Below are 21,571 nucleotides of genomic sequence, written 5' to 3'. Positions count from 1 at the left end.
GCGCGAACGGCGGCGACGGCCCTCCCTGAAGGGTCGAGCCGCCGCGACACCTCGCCGTCGGGGCGATCAGCGTCGACAGCCGACGAAGTTCAGGCCGCTGCGGCCTGCTGCATCGCGTCGAGCAGATCGCCGCCCAAGATATCGACAAGATCGGTCAGCATCCGGCTCAATTCACCCGTCATCAGCGTGACATCGGAGTCGAAGCGTTCGTCGTCGTTTTGCGCGGTGGAGTCTGCCGCCTCCTTGATCACGTCCAGCGGCGTGACACGCTTGATCGTCAGCGACGGCGTCAGTACGAAGGAGACCCGGCTATCCCAGGTCATCGCGAGGCGCGTGCATTGTTTGCCGGCTTCGATGTGCCGCCGCATGTCGTCCGCTTCCAGCGCGTGGCCGACGTATCGCACCGTGGCGCCGCCTTCACCGGTTGAGCGCAGCTCGGCGTCCTGGTCGACGGTGAATCCGCCCGGCGCCTCGCCAGACAGCAGCCAATCCGTCATCGCGGCCACCGGCGACAGCGCCACGCGCACGCTGGCGAGCGGCAACTGATCGATCGATTTGACGAGCAGGCCGCGAACGTCGTCGGCAACCGCCTGCGAAGCGGCATCGATGACGAGCCAGCCGTTGACCGGATCGATCCACACGCGGGTATCGCGGCAAATGCTGAACGCGCGCGGCAGCAGTTCGTCGGTCACCTGCTCCTTGAGCTCGCGCATCTGCTTGCGGCCGAGCTTGAAGCCCTGCTGCTCTTCAATTTCAAGCGCCCGGGCTTTGGTCACCTGATTGACGACCGACGCCGGGAGCAGCTTCTTTTCGGTACGGAACGTGAGCAGCATCTGCCGGTTGATCGAATACACGAGCGCGCCGTCATCGCGTGGCGATGCCCATCCGGAGCGCTGCATCTCGACACTGTTGCCCGGTTGAAACGCGTGGGGCGCCAGCCATTTTTCGAGCTGATCAGGGGCAACGGCCCAAGGCGCCGGGAGACGATGAAGCTGAAGGTTCTTGAACCACATGGGAGTACGGGCAAAGAGCGCGATTCTAAATCAGGGCGGCGCTTCCCGACCCATTTCCGCCATTCGGACGAATCAAAGTCGAACGGCGGAGAGGGGGCGGAGGCTGCCGGTCGCAGGTCGTGCCGTCCCTGACCGCTGCCGGCCATCTACGGCCGCTCACTCAAAGTCGGAAAGGGACAATCGAGCGTCAGCAATACGCCTGTGATGTGACGTACACGGTCGATGACGCGAGCACTACCGAACCGTCCAGATCACCGTCGCTGCCGGTTGGAGATGCCTGCCGGCCACCTGGAACAGGCCTACGCTCATCCATGCCCCGCGCTACCTGGTTACTGGCCGCCACATCGGTTCGACGGGCGCTGGCGGACATGTTCGTTCCTCATGGCGCCGCTCATTCGCGGCAAATGAGACGCCATGGAAAAGATGCAAAAAACCAAGGCCTTGTTCATCGCAGGTTTTAGCCCGCTTGTGATTGAAGCCCAGGCAAGCCGCGAGCTCTGCAGTCGGGCCTTCGGTATCCCCGTCAAGGAAGAGAAAGGCGGCTACCTCCATACGGAGCGTCTGAAAGGCGCAAACACTTCCGCTTTGTGGTCGCTCTCTCAAGCCGCTCAGTCGTGCTTTGGCACGGATTCGTGGCCTCTCGATGTACCTATCCCGCAAGCCTGGATTGAGTTTGATGTCGACAATGTCGAAGCGGCTACGGCGGGACTTGAGTCGCGAGGGTATCGGATGCTAGTCAGGAACCGGAATGAGCTCTGGGGCCAGACCGTCAATCGCTTCATCGGGCCGGAAGGATTGCTGGTAGGAATCACCTTCACGCCATCATTGCGGGAAGAGGCATGATGGCGGCCACAGTGGCAGTCCCGCGTGCTGTGACTGATCTGGCGGGCAAGCAGTACACGCTCCCACAGTGAATGGCGGATGAAGTACTGAGAATGGTCCTCGCCGTCCTTGTCGACCGGATGATGGCAACGGGTCGGAGCTTGCACCCGTTGTTCAGAGCCGATGCTGCAAAATTGACGGCCATCCTCTGCTCTCCTACCATCGGTCACTCGTCACCGATCCCCCACCGACCGCCATGCGCCTGGAAGACCTGAACTACTTCATTGCGGTGGCGGAAGTTGGTCGGATTGGGTTGGCATCGGAGAATCTTGGCCAAAGCCAGCCTGCCGTGACCAAAGGCATCCAGCGGCTTGAGCGCGAATTGGGCTTCCAACTGTTTGATCGCACCTCGAAGGGGATGGAACTGACCACCACCGGAGCGACGTTCTTGGAACGGATCGTGAAGGTGCGCAGCTCCTTTCGCGAAGCGCTCAAGGAAGCCAACGATCTTCACCTTGGCAGGCTGGGGTTGGTACGCGTCGGCGTACCAACTTCGATTATGGGGTCGCTCTTCTCGGACGCCTTTGCCGAACTGATCAAGCAGCGGCCTGCGGCGCGCGTGCAGGTGACCATCGGCCTGGCCGACACCCTCCAGGCTTTGGTGCGCAACGGCTCTCTGGACCTGTGCATTACGGCGCTGTCCCACAAGGCCGATCCGGAACTCGAACCGATCAAGCTGTATGCCGACGAGCTGGTCGTCGTGGTGCGCGATCACCATCCGCTGCTCGCACTGCCGAAGGTACAGATTGCCGATCTGGCTGCGCAGTTGTGGCTCCTGCCAAATGCGACGGTCATCGCCCGGCGCGTCATCGACGCATACTTCGTCGAGGCTGGCATGCCGCCGCCGAATGTTGCGCTGGAGACGAATTCGTCGGCGGATTCACTGATGGCCGTCATTCGCAAGACGGACCTGGTGACCATCATCAGCAAACGGGCGCTGGAACAGTCGCCCAAAGGCCTGCGCGCGTTGAAAATACCCGGCACACGTTGGGCCCGGAACGTCGGCCTGCTCCGCCGCAAGGGGGCATATCAGTCGCCGCTGGCACAACGGCTTGTGGAAATCCTGCGGAAGCGGGCCGGGTCCACAGCGTCGAAGTAGCAGGTCGGGCGCGGGGCGACCAGCTCAGAACCGATGACGAATACCAATCGCCGCCGCTGTCATGTTGTCATGGCCGCTGCCGAGGTAGTACCCGTTCACAAAGCTAACCGCTGACGTATCGAAGTTGATGCCGGCATGCCGGACGTACGCGGTGGTCAGGTAGAGGTCTGTCCGCTTCGAAAGGCTGTAATCGGCGATCACGGCAACCTGCCACGGATTCTTGACGTTGGTGCTGCCTAGCTTCCGGACGTCGTCAAAATAGTACGCAAACGTCAGATCCAGCCGCTGAGTCGCTCTGACATTGACGCCCGCCCAGTAGTAGTGGTCCTGCACCAGTGTCGAGCCGTTCGCCGCCTGGTTAAGGCCCCAGCGGTAGCCGCCCATCAGCTTTACAGGCCCAGCCTGGTAGCTGCCGGCAAGCCCGGCTTTTCTGAAATTCCCTACCCCGCCTGCCGCATTCAGTGTCGGGTTGAAGCGATCGAAGGCCGCCGCAAGACCGACATTGCCTGCAAAGTAACTCAGGCCCAAACCATAGCCGGTATCCCTGCGAAACTGACCGGGGATCTCACCACCGCCCGCAACACCATTACCAAATGACCAGTCGGCGACGCCGCTGAAATTGCCGAAGCGGCCCGTGTACTTGACCGTATTGTCCGAACGGAAGTCCAGGCCAAGTAGCGAGGCAATCGGTTCGTACTGGGTGGAATAATGATTCGGAGAGAAATTCGAAAACGCATCGAAGGCTGCGGTGTACTGCCGTCCAAACGACAACCGGCCGGCGCGCTCATCCTCCAGTCCGACGAAAGCCTGACGACCAAAGAGACGTCCGGACTGCGAAGCGACGCCACTGTTGAGTTCGAACCCACTCTCCAATACAAAGACCGCCTTGAGCCCGCCGCCCAAGTCTTCGATGCCGCGCACGCCCCACCGCGAACCGGCCAGGCCGCCTGACGTCAAGCCAAGCCGGCTCTTCCCTGGCCCGGGGAATCCTGCCTGCGTCGGCAACACGCCGGACAGGTGATTGACATACTCAATGTTCACATCGGCCACGCCATACAGCGTGACATCGGCGCGCGACGATTGCGGCAGCGCGCAGAGTGCTACCCACAACGACAAGCGGATCTTTCTGTCCATCCTCTCCTCCTCCCGGTCTGGTTGCCCGTTGATTGTTATTGGCTGGCTTGAAGATGCCCGTGCACCGCGCGCGCGACCGCGCCCAATACGGCAGGGCTTTCTAGTGACTGGATTGGCCGGCGGCTGCCCAGTACGTCATCGGCACTGACCGGGCGAGCCGCATCGTCCGGGCTCGACGCAAACTTCACTACCGTCAGTTCGCGGCGCGGATTGATATAGATGCGTTGCCCGAAGCGGCCGCCGGCCTCGACGCTGCCATCGCCGTCGTTGCACTGGTACCAATAATCTCGATACCCATAGCCCTCGCGGCCCGCTGCCAGGCTGCCGCGCGCAAAGCTGGCTTGGTTTGTGGCAGAGCGAAACGCGATACGCGCAACAGCAGGCGAAATGGGGCCCGAGGTGTCGCCGGCCATGGCGCGACGCACTGCCTCCCCGAAGCGCGCGGCGTCGCGCAGCGTGGAATTGAATCCGCCACTCGCCATCTCTGTGCCCAGGCGGTCCACGCTCACGTAGGCGTCATCGTCTGCCATTCGCGACCAGAGCCGATCGGTCACCAGCTGCACCCAGCGTTGTCCTGCGATACGACGCAAAGCCCATCCAACCGCTTCGGCAGAGCCGTTCTGGTAGTACCAAAGGCGCTCCACGCCAGCCTTGCCCGTGGCCTGCTCGTTGGTGTGCACCACCTTGAGGAAGTCGTAGATGTTGTCTGGGGCGTTGCCTTTGCGCGGCACGATGCCTACCGCGCCGAACAGTCCCAGATCCGGTGGCAGCTCGGCCGGATAGGCTACCGGCACCTCCATGTCGAGGTTCTGCTGTACGGTCGCATCGCCAAAGGGATTGCCGGCGAGTTCTGGCACGTAACGCGACAGCGGCGCTTCTGGATCAAGCTTGCCTTCATCGATCAGCATTGCTGCCAGCAGGCCTGTGACCGACTTTGTCATGGAAGCCCAGATGTGAGGCTGATGACGGTGCATGTCGCCCCGATAGTGCTCGTAGACGATCTTGCCGTGATACACCACGATAAAGGCGTCGGTATGCGTGGCACTCAGATACGCAGACAAGCGCAGCCGCCTGCCACCGATCTGCATCTCAAGATCGTCCGGCACCATCGTGCTAACCGCTGCCAGTGCCATCGGCTGCTCTGCATGGCGGACGCCGCCCGTCGGAGCGGTTTCGCGCGCATGGCTTAGCGCCCAGTGCATGAAGGGCGGCCGCAGTCCGCCACCGCGTGGAATCTGCTTTTCAAGAGCCGGAGGAAATCCTTGCATGATTCCCGCTTCGGCAGGATTGTCGGCCGAGGCGGTGACCTGGCCGATGCCGCTCGCTGGAGCAAGGGCCAGCAAGGCAGCAGCGAACCCGCTCACTGACAGGCTGGTACGCGATTTTGCGCGTGGATGTTGACGGTGCATGCAATTCTCGATCAAGGGGCTGCATGCAACGCAAAGCGACATCGATGCATGCGGTTCTGTTCAGCAGTGGGCGTTGTTTCACCCATGCTGCATCAGGGACCGCCAATTTAATATTCCAAATTGTGATGCAGCGATAACGCTGCGGAATGTCGCGAAGCTCGATCGGCGAGAAGATGGCCTTCAAACTCGCTGCAAAGACGCCTCACGCAGCGCAGCGCGCGATGCCAGTTCGCGCAGGCGTGGTTGACGGCGATCGGTAGAGTAGAGATGTGCCGCGGTGACGGTAGGTTGCCAAACGAGAAGCTCACGTCCAGCTACCAAAACTGCGTGGTCAATACCCTGAACTCTTATCGGCAGGAGGCATCGACGACACGATCTGGTGTGTGCCAATAAGCAGTACTACCCGCTGCGCGATGGCAACCACACGTGCTGGACGCAGATGAATTGCGACGCCTTCGTGGAGGCTGCAGTCAAACTTTGGATCGAGTGGCAATCCGACATCAACGGGCGGCAATACGCTGAAGCGGGCCACCCGACCCGAGTAGCTGCAGTTTGGCTGCGACCGTTAACTGAGGGAGCAGCCATCACTGTCCGCAACCACTGCAAGGCGGTCACTCAATCCTGAAGCGCGAGCGCCCGCAATGGGTCGGAAACTGCCGGTCGCTGGCAGCGCCATCGCTGACCGCGTTCGGCCATAACCGGACCGTTGCGATACCGCGCCAACCGGCCGGGTCTCGTCAAATGCGGCCACCGGCCATTGGCGAGGCAACTTTTCGCGCCCGTTTCCGGCGGGGGCCCAGAATCGAGCTGAATTTGTCGTGCCTGGCGTCCTCACACGCTCGGTCACACGCGCACCCCGTAATTTCAGAGCTCCTTCAACCTGAAAGGAGTCAGTCATGCCTAAATTTGTGATCGAACGGGCCATTCCCGGAATCGGCGCCGCGAAAGCCGCCGAGTTGCAGGCCATCAGCCAGAAGTCGTGCAGTGTCTTGCAGGAGCTTGGCCCCAGCGTTCAGTGGGTGCAAAGTTACGTGACGGGTGACAAGGTTTACTGCGTCTACAACGCAGCGAGCGAGGAACTCGTCAGAGAACACGCGCGACGAGGCGGTTTTCCGGCAGACAGCGTGGCACGGGTCATGACAATCATCGATCCGACGACTGCCGAAGACGCCTGAGCCATCGTCGCATGCCCACCGGCCGTCCATGCTGATCGACTTATGGGTCTTGCGATTCACCTTCTCGGCACGCCGCGAATCGAGCGGGATGGCCGCGCATTGCCGGCGCCGCGCGGCCACAAGGTTTGGGGCGTGCTCGCTTACCTGCTCCGTAACGGCGTTGGCGTGAGCCGCCAGCACATGGCGGAGCTGTTGTTCGAGGAGGCCGACGACCCGCTGGCGGCGCTGCGCTGGAATCTGAGCGAACTCCGGCGCCTGCTCTGCACCGCGGGCTTGCGGGGTGACATGCTGGCGCTGTCACTGGAGCCAGCGACGTACGTCGACATCTCGGTTGTCACGCAGGGGACATGGGCGCAGGCGCTGTGCGTGCCCGGCCTCGCGCACGAATTGCTGGAAGGCATGCGCTTTTCGGGCAACCCGTCATTCGAGGTTTGGCTCGCTTCCGAACGCCGGCACCTTCAAGCCAGCGCCGAGGCAGTCCTGCGCGAAGCTGCGCTGGCGCGTCTGGCTGTCGGCGCCGCTGCCGATGCGGCCGATCTGGCCGGTCGGCTCGTACGTCAGAACCCGTTGGACGAGAACTTCCAGGCGCTGCTGGTGCGCTGCCTTGCCGCAGCAGGCGACGGCGTAGGTGCCGCGCGCCAGGCTGCCGCCTGCCGCGAACTGTTCAAGCGCGAGCTTGGCGTGCAGCCGGGCGCAACGCTCGACGCCGCGATGCGCACGGTCACCGCTGCGCCCACCGCTCGGCCGGCAACGGGGCGCGCGGCGGCCATCGCACAGATCGAGGCGGGCGAGGCCGCGATCGGCGGCGGAGCGCTCGATGCGGGGCTGCAGTGCTTGCGGCGCGCGATTGTCGACGCGGATGGCACCGGCGACGTGGCATTGCGGACGCGCGCGCGCGTTGCGCTGGGCGGCGCGCTGGTGCACGCCGCGCGGGGCCGCGACGAAGAAGGCGCCACGGCGCTGCATGAGGCACTCGCCATCGGTCAGGACGCCGCGCCGTCCTATGCTGCGGCCGCTTGGCGCGAGCTGGGCTACATCGAATTCCTGCGCGGCCGCTACCAGCGAGCGCTGGTGTTTCTGCGCCGGGCGGCGCCGCTCGCCGGCGACGACCGCGCCGAGCAGGCGCGCATTGCCGTCGTACGCGGGTCGACGCTCAGCGACACCGCGCACTATGCGGAGGCGATCGCGATGCTTCGCGACGCCCAGAGGCTCGCCGACAGCGTTGGCGACCCCAAGCAACTCACTTATGCGCTGTCGATGCTGGGGCGCGCGTTGCTGCTGTGCGGCGACGTGCAGGCGGCAAACGACACGCTCGGTCAATCTCTCAAGCTTGCGCAGCACATCTGGACGGCATTCGTGCCGTGGCCCCAATCGTTGCTTGCCGAAGTCGATCTGACGTGCGGCGACGTGGACGGCGCTGCGGAGCGCTTCGAGCACGCGTTCGCGCTCGGATGTCAGCTTGGTGACCCCTGTTGGGAAGGCATCGCCGGCCGCGGCCTCGGGCGCGTCGCCATCGCACGGGGTGAGCCACAACGCGCCGTCGAAATCCTGCTTGACGCGATGGCACGAAGCGTCCGCCTGCCAGACGCCTACCTCTGGGGCAAGGGCTACGCACTGGATTTGCTATGCGGCCTTGCCGTCGCGCACGCCATGCCGCACGCATCGGCCTGGATCGATGAACTGCAGAGCCTCGCGGCGCGCAGTGGCATGCGCGAACTCACCGTACGTTCACTGCTACACCGTGCCGCGCTCGGCGACAAAGCGAGCGGCGCCGTGGCACGGTTGCTCGCCAGCGAAATCGACAATCCCGCCTTGCGCGCCGTCGTCGCGTTGTGAAACGCAGGCACGATCGTTCGGGAAATTTGCACCGAGGATCGGCCGTTTGCCCCATGCACTCGTGCTTCAGCGTGGCGGCTGCTCTAGCTCGCAACAGCCTCAGTCGAGGTCCACCACAACGTTGCCGATGCGCTGCCCCGCCTCGACGGCCTCATGGGCGGCGGCGATCTCCGACAGTGCATAGCGCGCGCCGATCGCATGCTGGAGTTTTCCGCTGTCCAGCAGATGAGTGAGCCCCTCGATGGCCTGCTCCCGCGCCTGGCGTTCAAGCTCATACACCAAGAAGAAGCGCAGGCTGATCGAGCGGAACAGCAGATCGCGAAACGGCACCGGGATATCACCATAGGCGTTGGAGCCATAGCAAACCACGGTGCCGTGGGGCGCCAAGACCCCCTCCGGAATCCACTGGATCGTTGTCGAAAAGTCCATATCGACGATCGCGTCAACGCCTGCACCTGCAGTCAGCGACTTGATCCGGTTCGGAACGCTTTCTTCCTTGTAGCGGATGGTCTCGCGCGCGCCGGCCTGGAGCGCGTGCCGCGCTTTCTCGGCCGAGCCGACGGTGCCGATGACGTTGGCGCCGTTCATCGCGGCGATTTGTGTGGCGTAGTGGCCGACAGCGGAGGAAGCACCCACGATCAGCACGGTCTTGTCGGCAATGTTGCCCAGCATCTGCACCGCATGAAAGGCGGTCATCGCGGGAATGCCGAGACACGCACCTTCCGCAAAGCTGGTGGTGTCGGGCAGCCGCACGGCTTGCGCTTCGGGCAGGACGACATATTCAGCCGCGGTTCCCATCGGGCGCTGCCATTGCGCGTTCCAGACCCAGACGCGCTCGCCCTGGCGGGACGGTGAAACCCCTTCGCCAACCCGATCGATCACGCCTGCGCCGTCGCTGTGGGGCACGATGCGCTCATGGCTGAGCGGGCGGCTCCGTCTCGATTTCACGTCGGACGGATTCACCCCGGAGCAGGCCAGGCGAACACGGACCTCGCCAACCCCGGGCGTCGGGGTCGGCAGCTCGCCCACCTCCAACACATCCCGGGCCTCTCCGTTCTTGGCATACCAGGCAGCGCGCATCGTATCCCCCGTGATGCTTCTGGAAGGTCCAGTGTAGGCGTCAGGGGGAGAATCAAGGTGATCTTCTTGGGGGGAATCCCCCCCTTTCTGCTTCACGCCTCGAGCCCACGCCACAGGGCGGGCCGATAAAGATGGCGACACCGGTAGCGCCGACGCTGCCTGACCCGCCCGTGCCGGCGGCCACGACCACGGGCAGCGCAAACTGAGCGGGGGCTAGCCCGCGTTCAACCTCCGCCGCAACGTTGGCTTGCTGATGGCCGCTGAGTGTCGGGGAGTACCGATTCGAAGAGGCACACATTTGCCTCGGTACGGCAGGCGCAAGGCGCAGCTGGCAAACAATCTTCCAACCGATTGGGCCAGCCGCACCGCTAGCACTGCTTGACGCGCTCAGGAGCTTGCCGGTGCATCGGCAAGCACAGTCTCATTCCGCGTATAGAACTTGTAGGCGACAAAGACGACCGCGACCCACACACCCGACACCGCCAACGACATGCGCATGTCCGGCAGGATGGCGATGCAGACCATGACCGCGGCCACGAACGCCAGCGCAATGTAGTTGCTATATGGGTAGAACGGCATCTTGTAGGAAAGCTTGCCTTCCTGGCCATTCTGAATGCGGACCTTCCGGAAGTTCAGATGGCTGATGACAATCGATGCCCACGCGCAAACCAGCGCAAACACTGTGACCGAAGAGAACAGCTCGAAGGCTTGCTCGGGCATGACGTAATTCAGCACCACGCCGGCAAACATGGTTGCAAAGACCAGCATGATGGCGCGCGAGGGCACCTTGCGGCTGTTCACCACGCTCAGGAACGCCGGGGCGTTCTTCTGCAGGGCCAGGTTGTAGAACGTGCGGCTGTTGGTGAAGACGCTGGCGTTCACCGCAGACAGCACCGCCGTCACGACCACCAGGTTCATGATGCCTGCCGCAGCCGGAACCCCCATCTTCACAAACACATCCACGAACGGACTGCCCTTGGTGGTCAACGAAGTCCACGGGAACACCGCCAGCAGCACGGCAATGGCGCCCACATAGAACAGCAGCAAGCGCCAGAACGTGGCATTGACGGCTTTCGGCATGGTGGTCTTGACGTCCTTGGCTTCACCTGCCGCCAGCCCCAGGTTTTCGACGCCACCAAACGCGAACGCCACCATCACGATCGACAGGAGCGTTCCGCTCACACCTTTCGGGAAGAAGCCTCCGTGGTCGACCAGGTTGTGGAAGCCGACGGCTTGCCCGTGGTTGCCGATGCCGAAGAAGATCATGCCCGCCCCGAAGAGGATCAACGCGCCGATGGCCACAACCTTGACCAGCGCAAACCAGAACTCCGCCTCGCCGTAGATCTTCACGCCAATGATGTTGACCGCAAACATGACTGACACCGCCACCAGGGCGGTCACCCAGATCGGCACGCTCGGGAACCAGAAATGCACGTAGTTGCCCAACGCGTTCAGATCTGCAGCGCTGGTGGCCAACAGAAAGATGAATGCATTCCACCCGTTCAGGAAGCCAACGAACCGGTGGATGTAGCGGTTCGAGTACGAAACATACGAACCGGATACGGGCTCTTCGACGGCCATCTCGCCAAGCGCCCGCATCACAAAGTAGATGGCGATGGCCGCCACGATATACACCAGCAGAATGGCCGGGCCGGCGGTCTTGATGGCCCAGGACGAGCCGTAAAACAGGCCGGTACCGATGGCCCCGCCAATGGCGATCATCTGGATATGGCGGTTCTTGAGATCTCGTTTCAGATCTTCTTTTTCGTACGCCTGTATTTGCGTTCCTTCACGCATGGTCTTCCTCCTAGGGTGTGATGCGGTCGCGCTATGTTTTTTGTCTCGCGCGTGGTGTGGGAGAGAAACAGCGGCGCCGTTCCTCAAACTGCGCGGTCAGAAATCGGGCGTGCAGAGGCCCGTTGCCGGGTGGGCCAGCGGCCCACGGCAAGTCAAAAACTGCGTTGTGTTGTCTCCTCGCTGAAGGTATTGCCGCGAACGCGTGCGGTTTCGAAATTGCGTTCGCGGCAGGCCGTTTAGCGCCCGGCCACGGCAGCGGTCAGCCGCCGGACGGCTTCATCGACGGTGGACCGAGGGCACCCAAGATTGACGCGCATATAGCCGTGTCCCTCGATGCCGAACTTCTGCCCCTTGTCGAGCCAGAGCCGGGCCTTGGTCAGCATGAATGTGTTGAGCGCGTCGGCATCCAAGCCGAGCCCGCGACAGTCCATCCATGCCAGGTAGAGCGAATCCGCTGGCAAGACCTTGACCTTTGCGGTCGCGCTGTTGACCGCGCTGGCGAAGTGGCTGTGGTTATCGCGCAGATAGGCCAGCATGTCTTCCAGCCACGGCTCACCATGCGTATAGGCGGCTTCTGCGGCCACCATGCCCAGCGTGTTCACGAGCGGGAACATGTTGCGGTCGTATTGCCGCAGCAGCTCTTCGCGCAAGCGCCGGTTCGGCACGATCACATTCGCGCTCTGCAAGCCCGGCAGGTTGAACGTCTTGCTCGGCGCCGTGCAGGTGATGCTGTTTTGCGCGAATGCCTCGCTTAGTGAAGCGAAGGGGATGTGCTTCTTGCCGGGGTTGATGATCAAGTCTTGGTGGATCTCGTCGGAGATCACGAGCACGCCATGGCGCAGGCAGATCTCGCCCATGGTGCGCAGCTCGTCTTCAGACCAGACATTGCCCGTCGGGTTGTGCGGATTGCTGAGGATGAAGAGCTTGGTGTTGCCCTGGATCGCGGCCTCGAACGTCTGCGCGTTGAAGCGGTAGCCCGTCTCCGTGCGCTCAAGCGGCGCGAAGGCCAGATGACGGCCGTTCATCAGGACATCGTTGTGGAAGTGCGCGTACACGGGCGGTTGAATGAGCACCGTATCGCCGGGCGCGGAAAACGCCTGCACAGCCGTCTTCAGGGTCGTGATGATGCCGGAGGTCTGAATCACCCACGCTTTGGGTACCTCCCATCCGAACCGCTTGGCTTGCCAGCCGACCACCGCATCGACATAGCTGTCCGTTGCGCCGCCGGGGTAGCCGAACACGCCATGCTCCACCGCCTCGTGCAGCGCATCGATGACGGGGCGCGGAGACTTGAAGTCCGTATCTGCCACCCACATCGGCAACGGCTGCGCTGCGGCCTCGTCGGCAGCGAGCAGTTTGTCTGCGATCGCCCACTTCATGGAATTGGAGTGCTTGCGATCGATCACTTCATCAAACACGCTGGCGCCTTCGCCAGTGGATACGTCTTTTCTCAGCGCTGCCGAATATGCCTTCACGGTCCCTTCCTCTTCTCTGGAAAACGGGTCACGCCAAACTGTGACCGAATGTTGCTTGCGAGCGAGAGTAGCAGCGCCATTCCATGAGCAGAAATGGTATGTTCTCATCAAGCAATGAACAGGAGTCATGGATGCTGGACCGCCAACACCTCGCCATCCTGCTGGAAGTGGACCGCCTGGGCAGCGTCACTGCGGCGGCCGAACGGCTGAATGTCACGCAGTCGGCGCTGTCGCACATGATCCGGAAAGTGGAGGAGCGCCACGGGGTCAAGCTTTGGACCAAGAGCGGGCGCGGCCTGCGTTTTACGCAGGCGGGGCAGTACCTGCTGGCCCTGGCGCAGCGCGTGCTGCCGCAGATCGACCATGCCGAGCGCGTGCTGGTCGACTACGCCCAAGGCCGGCGCGGCGCACTGCGCGTGGGCATGGAATGTCACCCGTGCCAGAAGTGGCTCTCACGGCTGACGCCTCACTACCTGGCGGCATGGCCCGATGTGGATTTCGATGTGCGTACGGCATTCCGCTTCGATGGCGTGGGCGCGCTTCTCGGCCACGAGATCGATCTGCTCATTACGCCGGACCCGATCGACCTGCCGGAGCTCGTCTTCACGCCCGTTATCGACTACGAGCTGATCCTGGTCGTGCATGAAGCGCACCCGCTGGCCGCGCGTGCCTTTGCGCAGCCGCAGGACCTGCTTGGCGAAGAATTGATTACGGTGCCCGTGAGCACGGAGCGGCTTGACATCTACACCCGCTTCCTGGTGCCGGCGCATTGCCTGCCGAAAACCCACAGAACTGCGGAAGCGACCGACCTGATGCTGCAACTCGTCGCCGCGGGCCGGGGCGTTTCAGTGTTGCCGGATTGGCTGGTGCAGGAAGAAGGGGCTGGCCTCCCCATCCGGGCGGTCCGGCTCGGGAAGCGCGGGATCAACAAGAGCATCAACCTAGGCGTCCGCCGAGGCGAGGAAGACATCGCCTATCTCGCGGGCTTCCTCGCGATCGCGCGGCAAATGGGCGTCAAAGGCAGGCGGCGCGCCGATCAGGATTGACGGCGGAGCGCGTTGCGCGAATTGCCGTCAACCTGCGTTCATGGTCAGCACCATGCGGAACTTGACCTGCCCCGACATCATGCGCTGATAGGCTTCGAGGGCGTTCTCCAGCGGCATGGTTTCGATCAGCGGCCGAACATCGGTCAGCACGCTGAAGTCCAGCGCTCGCTCGGATTCAAACGGCGTACCGGTCAGGTTCCCCTGGATCATGCGTTCACCGCCCACCAGCGCTGCCGGCATGATCGCCAGCGGCTCGCGGCCAACGCCCACGACAAGCAGCCGCCCCTGCGGCGCGAGGCCCGGCACGAGCGAAGACGCTGCGGCGCTGTCCGTGATGGTGGTCAAGATCACGTGTGCGCCACCCATGTCTTGCAGCTGGACAACCGGATCTTCGACGCGGGTGTCGACATAGATGTGCGCACCCAACTCGCGCACGTCGTCGGCAATATCAGCACCTCGGCCGACGGCCACGACCCTGAAGCCCATCCTGCGTGCGTACTGGATGGCCATGTGCCCGAGGCCACCAATGCCTTGGATCGCAACGAGGTCACCGGCCTGCGCACCCGATTTCCTGAGCGCGTTGAACGTCGCTATGCCAGCGCACAGAATGGGCGCCGCCGCTTCCGAACTGAGTGCATCGGGAATCGACACCAATCCGGTACTGCGGGCGATCATCATTTCTGCATAGCCACCGTCTTGCGAACTGCCAACGATGGGTTGGTTCTTGCAGAGCTGGAATTGTCCGCGACGGCATTGCTCGCATGCGTTGCAGTGGCCGCCCAGTCGGCCCACGCCAACGCGCTGGCCGACCTTCCAGATCGAAGCAGTGCCGGGCCCCATCGCCACGATGCGCCCGACAACTTCATGACCTGGAACGCGCGGGAATTGCAGTTTCGCTTCCCGCCCTTCGATGGCACCCGCATCGGCGCCGCACACGCCGCACGCCTCGACCCGGAGCAGCACTTCGCCTGCTGCCGGTGTTGGCGCGTTGCGTTCAACCAGCTCCAGCACACCTGGGCTGGTCACCTGCATCGCTTTGTAGGTCTTCTGTTCCGGCATGGCAAATTCTCCTCAATACGAAAGCGACGCTGTTGCGTCTGGTGCGTGCAGTACCGCCACGCCAAGGCGAGCTGCATCCACTGCGCCGGCGACATAGCCTGAGAAACGCGGGGACCACTCACTGGCAATGCCAATGAGCCGGTCTTGCCAGGCGCCAGCGGGCGCTGTGGACCGCAGCACCGCGCTGTGGTGCGGAATGGGGTGCTGGTCTGCCATCACCGCCGTGTATGGATCGCTCGTCCAATCCTTTAGAAACTCGGCGCTGGGCGCGCCAGCACGGTCGCCAAACAGCCGAACAAGCTGGGCGCGGCAGTGCGCGAGCAGGACCGCCTCGGGCGTTTTGCCGCGCACCTGCGCAGGAACACCCAGGAACCCGAACAGCGCAGCACCACCCCGATGTGCCGACGCGTCATGAATCTCCGCGAGGGGCCCCACGGCGCTGCGCGCCTCACCCGAAAGCCCGTGCTTGCGCCAGAAGGGTTCATCAAACACCGCCACGTACTTGGCATGCGGCGCCATCCAGGTCCCGCACTGCTGCCATGACTGCAGGGTTGCCTCCGGCAGCATCGGGCGGAACGCGATGGTGGTTGCGGCAAGGCGCGGCGGTACGGCGAGCAAGACGTGCGTCGCGCGATGACAGATCGTCGAGCCCAACGCGTCACTGGCTTCGACTTCGACGCAGTCTCCCAGATGCCGAAGGTGCCGTACGCGATGGCCCGAGATGAGGCATCCAGCCGTCAGGCGATCGCGAATGGCATCGGTGAGCGCTGCCATCCCACCCGCAACACGCAGCGCAGGCGGCGCGGAGAGATATCCGTTCACGCGTGTAGGCGCAGCCGATCTTGAATGTTCGACCAGCATGTCACCCGCTTCGAACTGCTCGAATGTCTCCAGCCCAAGCGCCTCGATCAGCGCTGCCAGGTCCGGGTTCATTGCCGGCCAGAACCAGGTTGCGCCAAGGTCGTAACGCTCGGTTGCTGAGTCCTCCGGCACAGACAGGATCCGACCGCCAAACGTATTGCGTGCCTCCAGCAGGATGTAGTCCTTGATGCCGCGCTGCTCAAGCAGCGTGGCCGCGTACAGACCACTGAGCCCACCGCCGATGATCGCAATGCGCCTGGTCAACATGCGGCGGCCTCGTTCAGAGGAGCGCCCGCGAGATGGCCCGACTTGAGATACACCGTTGCCCCAGCGCTACCCGAAACCAAGGCTGGGCATTCGCCAGGCGGCAGTCGTAGCCAGGTGCCGCGCGCATATTGCTGGGCGCCTTCGTACAGGGTGCCGTCGAGCACCAACAGCTCCACGCCGCCAACGGGGTTGTCGAGAAGTTGCATGCGCGCTGCCACGCGTTCAATGGACACATGCTCGGCGTGATCCGCGAAGAGCGGGCAGGTCTCGCGTCCGCCCTGAACGACCCAGCACGATGGGTCGCGGGTATCGATGCGCACAGCGTCTGGCCCACCGCCATACATCTGCCAGAGCTTGACGAACAGAAGCGTGCCCTCGTCGCTGGACGGCTGGTGGGACGAGCCGGGCGGGTTACGCAGATACCAGCCAGCCGGGTAGTGGTGCGTACCTTCGGTGAACGTGCCAGCGAGGACGAGTATTTCCTCGCCTCCCGGATGATGGTGACGCGGGAAGTGCGAAGCCGGGGCGTACCGCACGATGCTGGTGGCGTGGCCCTGTTCTTTGCCGACTCGGTCGAGCATCACGCGGTCCACGCCATGCTGAGGTGACGCGACCCAGTGGTACTCGCCTGGCGTGACCACCACGCGCTGAGAGAAATCGTGGTTGACGAGCCCGATGGCAGTGGCTGGTCGCCCGATGTCGCCGGCGCAGTGGCGAACCTTGGCGCCGGTAACGATGGCAGCTTTGGAAGAAGAACTATTCATGGATGCTCCTGAAGGGCCGATTCACGAGGCGCAGAACTGGAGCGCTTCGCGTCCAAGCCCCTGTTTTGCACCATTGTTCGACTGATCCGGTGCCGTCGCAAATCAGATATTCTGCTTGGTATCGAAAGAAAATATTTCTCGCTATGAAGCTGCCGATTTACCTGAATGCGTTGCGTGCATTTGAGGCAAGCGCCCGGCATCAGAGTTTTTCCGCCGCGGCGGCAGAGCTCAACGTCACCCCCGCCGCGGTCGGCCAACTGGTACGCAGCCTGGAGGCGTCGCTCGGCACGCCGCTGTTTCATCGGAGCAGCGGCGGGCGAGCGCGGCTCGTCGCCACTGAGGCTGCGGAGCGCGCGCTGCCGGACATACGCGCGGGGTTCGATCGATTGAGCCTCGGCCTGGAGCGGCTCAAGGAGGCATCGGCAAGCGGCGTACTCACGGTGACGGTCAGCCCTGCTTTTGCGGCCAAGTGGCTGTTGCCGCGTATCGATCGGTTCCAGGCGGCGTGGCCTGACACGGACGTACGGCTCGACACCAATCTCAAGCCGGTCGACTTCATCGCCCAAGGGGTCGACATTGGTGTGCGTTATGGCGCGGGAAATTGGCCAGGCTTGGCGACAGAAAAACTCATGGGCGAAGAGATCTACCCGGTCTGCTCCCCAGGCCTACTGCGCCAGAAGCGGCGGCTGCGCACCCCGGCGGATCTCGCCAAGGAAACGCTGATCCACGACCTGTCGGTAGACAGCCACGCGGGCTTCGCTTCGTGGGATGCATGGCTGCAGAAGGCGGGGGTGACGACGGTCACAACCAAACGCGGCATGCGGATCAACAACTCCGCGGCGGTACTGCAAGCGGCCATCGATGGCCACGGCGTGGCCTTGGCGCGCAGTGTCATGGCCCGCGATGATCTGGCGGCAGGGCGACTCGTCCGGCTTTTTCCGGAGGTCGAATTCACGTCCGCACTTGCCTACTACGTGGTGTATCGAACGGAATGTGCCAGCCTGCCCAGGCTGGCGGCTTTCCGCGACTGGCTGGTCAGCGAAGCGATGGCAGGATGACCAAGCGGAGCAGCGGATCCCGAAACGGCTCCGGTAGATCGCCATAGACGTTGGAGGCATAACAGACGACGGCGCCGTGGGGGGCCAGACCCGGGCGGCGCGCACTGACCGCCGGCCAGCCCGCGGTCAGTCGCCGCCGCCACCTCGTCGTACTTATCCCCCCGCCGCACATCGCGTCCCGGCCGCCCTCACGCAATGAGACAGGCGCCTCGCCGGTCCGCGTGGTCGCTCAAGTTTGTGCATCTGCAACGCAACCCCTTGACCCTGAAGTCACTATAGGGTCGAACCTTGCGCCTCGATACGCTGTTGACGGGGAGCCGCGGTGCGGACGAAGAAAAAATACGAACAGATTCACCGGATCGGGCGCGCAATCGTTGCTGTCCTGTCGATCGGTTATGCCAGTGCGAGTCTGGCCCTGCCTGATGAACTCCAGGTCCAAATGGATGACATCAACGAGCCGGGGCAAGTGGGCATCGATCTGTCTGCCGGCTACGCCATGGGCAACCCGAAGACCGCCACCGACGAGGACCGGCGCCCCACCGCGCATCTCTTGCAGGCGAGCCCGCAACTGTCATACGGGCTCACCAAAACGATGCAGTTGGGGGCCCAGTTGTTTTACGCGCGGGATTCCAGCGGCCAAAGCAAGATTGACGGCGCACGCCTCGAGTGGCTGTACTTGCCGATCCGCCCTGCGGAGGAAGGCGGCGAAGGCCTGTTTGCGGGGACGCTCATCGAAGCGGGGCACCTGCCGAAACGTCTGTCCGAAAATCGACTCGATGCTGAGCTTCGGTTGATTGCGGGTTATCGCTGGGGCAAATGGACGGTCGCAGCCAATCCTGAGATCGGCCGGAAGCTCGCGGGCGACGGATCAGGCGTGCCAGACCTGTCGGCCAGGATGAAGCTGGCCTATCAGGCGACGCCGACCTATGCCGTGGGTGCGGAGTACTACGGCGACTTCGGCAACATGCACGCCGTTGGGCCGCTGAGCCACCGGAGCCAACAACTGTTTGGCGTCATCGACGCGAAACACGGGGGGTGCAACTTCAGCATCGGCATCGGCCGAGGCCTCACCTCGCGCTCGGAGCCATGGGTATTGAAAGCGGCCGTCGGGTTTTCGTTTGACGGCTGACCGCGTTACCAGCGGCACCGGTAAAAGGGTACCCGCCTCTGCCGGGGCTTGTGCGGCTTGGAGCGTCACCTCCGCCTGCGTGACGGTCAGCCGAGCCTCATCCGAATGTTGTGATGGATGCCGCCATCTGGCCTATGGAAATTGTTCCGTTGCGCTGACGCGGCGGTCTTCGTGGAGGGCGCCCCCCGCCCCCCTCCTCGCGCTTCACGCGCCGCCCGCGTGGGGGCCTAGAATAAATTCGAGCTAGCGTGAAGTGCTCGTGCCGGACGGTTGTCCGGCCAACGGCACGACGACGGTATTGGAGGTGCGCCATGCTCCGCCAGACCCGCAAGAACTTGAGCCGCGCCTGGCGCGAAGCTGTCGTGATCGCTTCCGTTCTCGGCGGCTGTCCGACCCAGCAGCCAACGGCGATCGCCGCGAGTGCAGCGAGTGCCGCACCAGCCGCCGCCAAAGCGGGTCGGGTTGCACCGGCCAGCACACCGGCCGCCGCGCCCGCCGTTTTGCCGCCCAGCGCTGCGGCGCCGCTCGACTTCCCGACCCTCGTGGAACGCTACGGGCCTGCCGTTGTGAATATCAGCGCGACAGTGGGCACGACAGCGCCGGAGCCGCAAGCGTCGGGGCCGGCGCCGGAAACCATTGATCCGGAGGATCTCCTCGTCCCGTTCTTCAAGCGCTCGGCGCCGCAATTCCAGGAGCCTCAGGGCAGCCTGCCGCGCGTGATCAAGGGTAGCGGCTCGGGCTTCATCGTCAGCGCGGATGGCCTGATCCTGACCAATGCGCATCTGGTGGACCGCGCCGAGGAAGTCTCCGTCAAGCTGACGGACCGGCGCGAGTTCAAGGCAAGGGTGCTGGCCGTCGACGCGCAAAGCGACGTCGCCGTGATCCGGATCGACGCAAAGGCGCTGCCGACCGTGAAACTTGGCGACTCGTCACGCGTGCGCGTGGGCGAGCCCGTGTTGACGATCGGCTCGCCCCACGGCTTCGAGAACACCGTCACCGCCGGCATTGTGAGCGCCGCCCCGCGTGCGCAGCCGGAGGGCACCAGTGTTGCGTTCATCCAGACGGATGTCGCCGCCAATCCTGACAATTCCGGCGGCCCGCTGTTCAACCGCGCCGGCGAGGTGATCGGCATCAATGTGCAGATCTATGGGCAGACCGAGCGGTACCAGAGCCTGACCTTTGCCATCCCGATCAACGCGGCGACCAAGGTCGAGGCGGTGTTGCTGGCCCAGGACAAGGCGTCTCGGGGCAGCCTTGGCGCAAGCGTGCAAGACGTCGATCCGGGCCTGGCCCGCGCCTTTGGCCTGCCCCGGGCGGCGGGCGCGCTGGTCAATCTGGTCGAGCCCGGCACGCCGGCCGCCGCCAGCGGCCTCAAGCCAGGCGACGTCATCACCCAGATTGGCGACAAGGCAATTGGACACGCCGCAGAACTGATCGAGCATGTTGCCAGCCTCCCCCCAGGGGCCAAGGCCACGCTCACGCTGGTTCGCAATCGCAAGCTGATGACGGTCTCGGTGACGGTGGCGGCCGCCACGCCCGAGGCGAAAACCGGCACGCGGCAAGACGAGGGCAGCCCGGCCAGTCGCCTCGGCTTGGCCGTGCGCCCGCTCAATGACGCCGAGCGGCTCGCCAGCGGGCTGGCAGACGGTCTGATGGTGGAGGGCGTCTATGGGCCCGCGACCAGTTCCGGCATCCAACCCGGCGATGTCATCCTGTCGCTCAATGGCACGCCGGTCACTTCACAGGAGCAACTGGGCACGCTGGCCGCAAAGGCCGGGAAGCAAGTCGCGTTGCTGATCCTGCATGACAACAACCGCGTCTTTGTTTCGGTTGAGCTCAGGTGAATGCGTGCCGGCCAGCCAAGGCCGGTGAGCGCAAGGCAGTGGAAGCGTCCCGGCGCATGGGCGCGCAAAATTGCACGGGCGCTGCGTACAAGCCCGCGACCGGCATACGAAGTCGTTTCCAATTGTTACTGGTGTGAGGCATGGTCGACTCTGCCGGGAGAAAAAGGCGGAGGTCTGCAGTAGAGTCTCTTGCCATGAAAAGAGCCCTCTACGCTTCGCCCCTCGTCCTGCTGGCCTTGCTTGGCGCGTGCGGTTCGCCCGCGCCCTCGCAGCAGCAGTCTGCTGATTCGTCCAGCGTGGCCAACACAGCCAGCACGACCGGCACGGCCAGCGCCGACGCTGGCTGGATGGCGCTGCGCGCCAAATACATGGACTGCGTGCAGCGTCATGCCGACGACGGCGTGCCCGGCAACGCGCAGAGCAAGGCGGTGGCGTCGTCGGCGCTGGATGCCTGCAAGGGCGAACTGCAAGTCATGCACGATGCCTTCCGCGACTATCTCAATGCGCAGATGGTGTCGTCGCACGGCAAGTCGGGCGCGCGCCAGGCGGCTGACCGCGTCACCACCGACACGCGCGAAAAGGCGCGCGCCTACCTGGTGCGCTATGTGGACTACGAGCGCTACCAGGCCAAGTCGCACTAAGC

At 63.8% G+C, this 21,571-nt stretch carries 18 protein-coding genes; 9 read left to right on the top strand and 9 right to left on the bottom strand.

Annotation, left to right across the window (positions count from 1 at the left end; genetic code table 11):
* Positions 1 to 89 precede the first annotated feature (89 nt).
* On the bottom strand, positions 90 to 1,013 hold the full coding sequence (locus QZ609_RS01355) for a recombination-associated protein RdgC (protein ID WP_295489994.1): 924 nt from the start codon (positions 1,011 to 1,013) through the stop codon (positions 90 to 92).
* A gap of 414 nt (positions 1,014 to 1,427) precedes the next feature.
* On the opposite strand from QZ609_RS01355, the gene QZ609_RS01350 reads away from it, so the two are divergent.
* On the top strand, positions 1,428 to 1,856 hold the full coding sequence (locus tag QZ609_RS01350) for a glyoxalase (protein WP_295489992.1): 429 nt from the start codon (positions 1,428 to 1,430) through the stop codon (positions 1,854 to 1,856).
* Between the two features lie 235 nt (positions 1,857 to 2,091).
* On the top strand, positions 2,092 to 2,994 hold the full coding sequence (locus QZ609_RS01345) for a LysR family transcriptional regulator (protein ID WP_295489991.1): 903 nt from the start codon (positions 2,092 to 2,094) through the stop codon (positions 2,992 to 2,994).
* A gap of 24 nt (positions 2,995 to 3,018) precedes the next feature.
* On the opposite strand, the gene QZ609_RS01340 is transcribed toward QZ609_RS01345, so the two are convergent.
* Positions 3,019 to 4,128, bottom strand: coding sequence for a porin (locus QZ609_RS01340; RefSeq protein WP_295489990.1), 1,110 nt, complete (start codon positions 4,126 to 4,128; stop codon positions 3,019 to 3,021).
* Positions 4,129 to 4,163: 35 nt separating this feature from the next.
* Positions 4,164 to 5,537, bottom strand: a complete 1,374-nt coding sequence (locus QZ609_RS01335; protein WP_295489989.1) for a serine hydrolase — start codon at positions 5,535 to 5,537, stop codon at positions 4,164 to 4,166.
* An 896-nt stretch (positions 5,538 to 6,433) separates the two neighbouring features.
* Here QZ609_RS01335 and QZ609_RS01330 point away from each other — a divergent pair.
* Both QZ609_RS01330 and QZ609_RS01325 read left to right on the top strand, forming a co-directional pair.
* Positions 6,434 to 6,712 (top strand): DUF4242 domain-containing protein, encoded by a 279-nt coding sequence (locus QZ609_RS01330; protein ID WP_295489986.1) that lies wholly within the window; start codon positions 6,434 to 6,436, stop codon positions 6,710 to 6,712.
* 165 nt (positions 6,713 to 6,877) lie between these two features.
* Complete coding sequence (locus QZ609_RS01325; protein WP_295489984.1) at positions 6,878 to 8,548, top strand: bacterial transcriptional activator domain-containing protein; 1,671 nt, start codon at positions 6,878 to 6,880, stop codon at positions 8,546 to 8,548.
* A gap of 99 nt (positions 8,549 to 8,647) precedes the next feature.
* On the opposite strand, the gene QZ609_RS01320 is transcribed toward QZ609_RS01325, so the two are convergent.
* From QZ609_RS01320 to QZ609_RS01310, 3 genes are all read right to left on the bottom strand, one after another.
* Positions 8,648 to 9,628, bottom strand: coding sequence for an NADPH:quinone reductase (locus QZ609_RS01320; protein WP_295489981.1), 981 nt, complete (start codon positions 9,626 to 9,628; stop codon positions 8,648 to 8,650).
* A gap of 387 nt (positions 9,629 to 10,015) precedes the next feature.
* Positions 10,016 to 11,425: an amino acid permease gene (locus QZ609_RS01315; protein WP_295489979.1), complete on the bottom strand. Its 1,410-nt coding sequence runs from the start codon at positions 11,423 to 11,425 to the stop codon at positions 10,016 to 10,018.
* 236 nt (positions 11,426 to 11,661) lie between these two features.
* Positions 11,662 to 13,029 (bottom strand): MalY/PatB family protein, encoded by a 1,368-nt coding sequence (locus QZ609_RS01310; protein ID WP_295489975.1) that lies wholly within the window; start codon positions 13,027 to 13,029, stop codon positions 11,662 to 11,664.
* A gap of 2 nt (positions 13,030 to 13,031) precedes the next feature.
* Here QZ609_RS01310 and QZ609_RS01305 point away from each other — a divergent pair, with 2 nt between their 5' ends.
* Complete coding sequence (locus QZ609_RS01305; protein WP_295489973.1) at positions 13,032 to 13,946, top strand: LysR family transcriptional regulator; 915 nt, start codon at positions 13,032 to 13,034, stop codon at positions 13,944 to 13,946.
* Between the two features lie 27 nt (positions 13,947 to 13,973).
* On the opposite strand, the gene QZ609_RS01300 is transcribed toward QZ609_RS01305, so the two are convergent.
* From QZ609_RS01300 to QZ609_RS01290, 3 genes are read right to left on the bottom strand one after another with little or no spacing between them, the layout of a single operon-like run.
* Complete coding sequence (locus QZ609_RS01300; protein ID WP_295489970.1) at positions 13,974 to 15,005, bottom strand: alcohol dehydrogenase; 1,032 nt, start codon at positions 15,003 to 15,005, stop codon at positions 13,974 to 13,976.
* Between the two features lie 12 nt (positions 15,006 to 15,017).
* Positions 15,018 to 16,133 carry an FAD-dependent oxidoreductase gene (locus tag QZ609_RS01295; RefSeq protein WP_295489967.1) on the bottom strand — a complete coding sequence of 372 codons (1,116 nt, stop codon included), beginning with the start codon at positions 16,131 to 16,133 and terminating at the stop codon, positions 15,018 to 15,020.
* A complete protein-coding gene (locus tag QZ609_RS01290) occupies positions 16,127 to 16,897 on the bottom strand; it encodes a cupin domain-containing protein (RefSeq protein WP_295489965.1) in 771 nt (256 codons plus the stop codon). Before QZ609_RS01290 ends, QZ609_RS01295 begins: the two co-directional genes overlap by 7 nt.
* Positions 16,898 to 17,040: 143 nt before the next feature.
* Here QZ609_RS01290 and gcvA point away from each other — a divergent pair, with 143 nt between their 5' ends.
* From gcvA to QZ609_RS01270, 4 genes are all read left to right on the top strand, one after another.
* Complete coding sequence (gcvA, locus tag QZ609_RS01285) at positions 17,041 to 17,955, top strand: transcriptional regulator GcvA (RefSeq protein ID WP_295489963.1); 915 nt, start codon at positions 17,041 to 17,043, stop codon at positions 17,953 to 17,955.
* Between the two features lie 322 nt (positions 17,956 to 18,277).
* Positions 18,278 to 19,084 carry a hypothetical protein gene (locus QZ609_RS01280; RefSeq protein ID WP_295489961.1) on the top strand — a complete coding sequence of 269 codons (807 nt, stop codon included), beginning with the start codon at positions 18,278 to 18,280 and terminating at the stop codon, positions 19,082 to 19,084.
* A 311-nt stretch (positions 19,085 to 19,395) separates the two neighbouring features.
* Positions 19,396 to 20,928, top strand: a complete 1,533-nt coding sequence (locus QZ609_RS01275; RefSeq protein ID WP_295489959.1) for a trypsin-like peptidase domain-containing protein — start codon at positions 19,396 to 19,398, stop codon at positions 20,926 to 20,928.
* 194 nt (positions 20,929 to 21,122) lie between these two features.
* Positions 21,123 to 21,569, top strand: a complete 447-nt coding sequence (locus QZ609_RS01270; RefSeq protein ID WP_295489957.1) for a hypothetical protein — start codon at positions 21,123 to 21,125, stop codon at positions 21,567 to 21,569.
* Positions 21,570 to 21,571 lie beyond the last annotated feature (2 nt).

Source organism: uncultured Ralstonia sp., from assembly GCA_913056305.1.
Taxonomy (GTDB): Bacteria; Pseudomonadota; Gammaproteobacteria; order Burkholderiales; family Burkholderiaceae; genus Ralstonia.
Note: the sequence above shows the minus strand (reverse complement) of the source record. Positions and strands in the feature narration are given on the sequence as shown.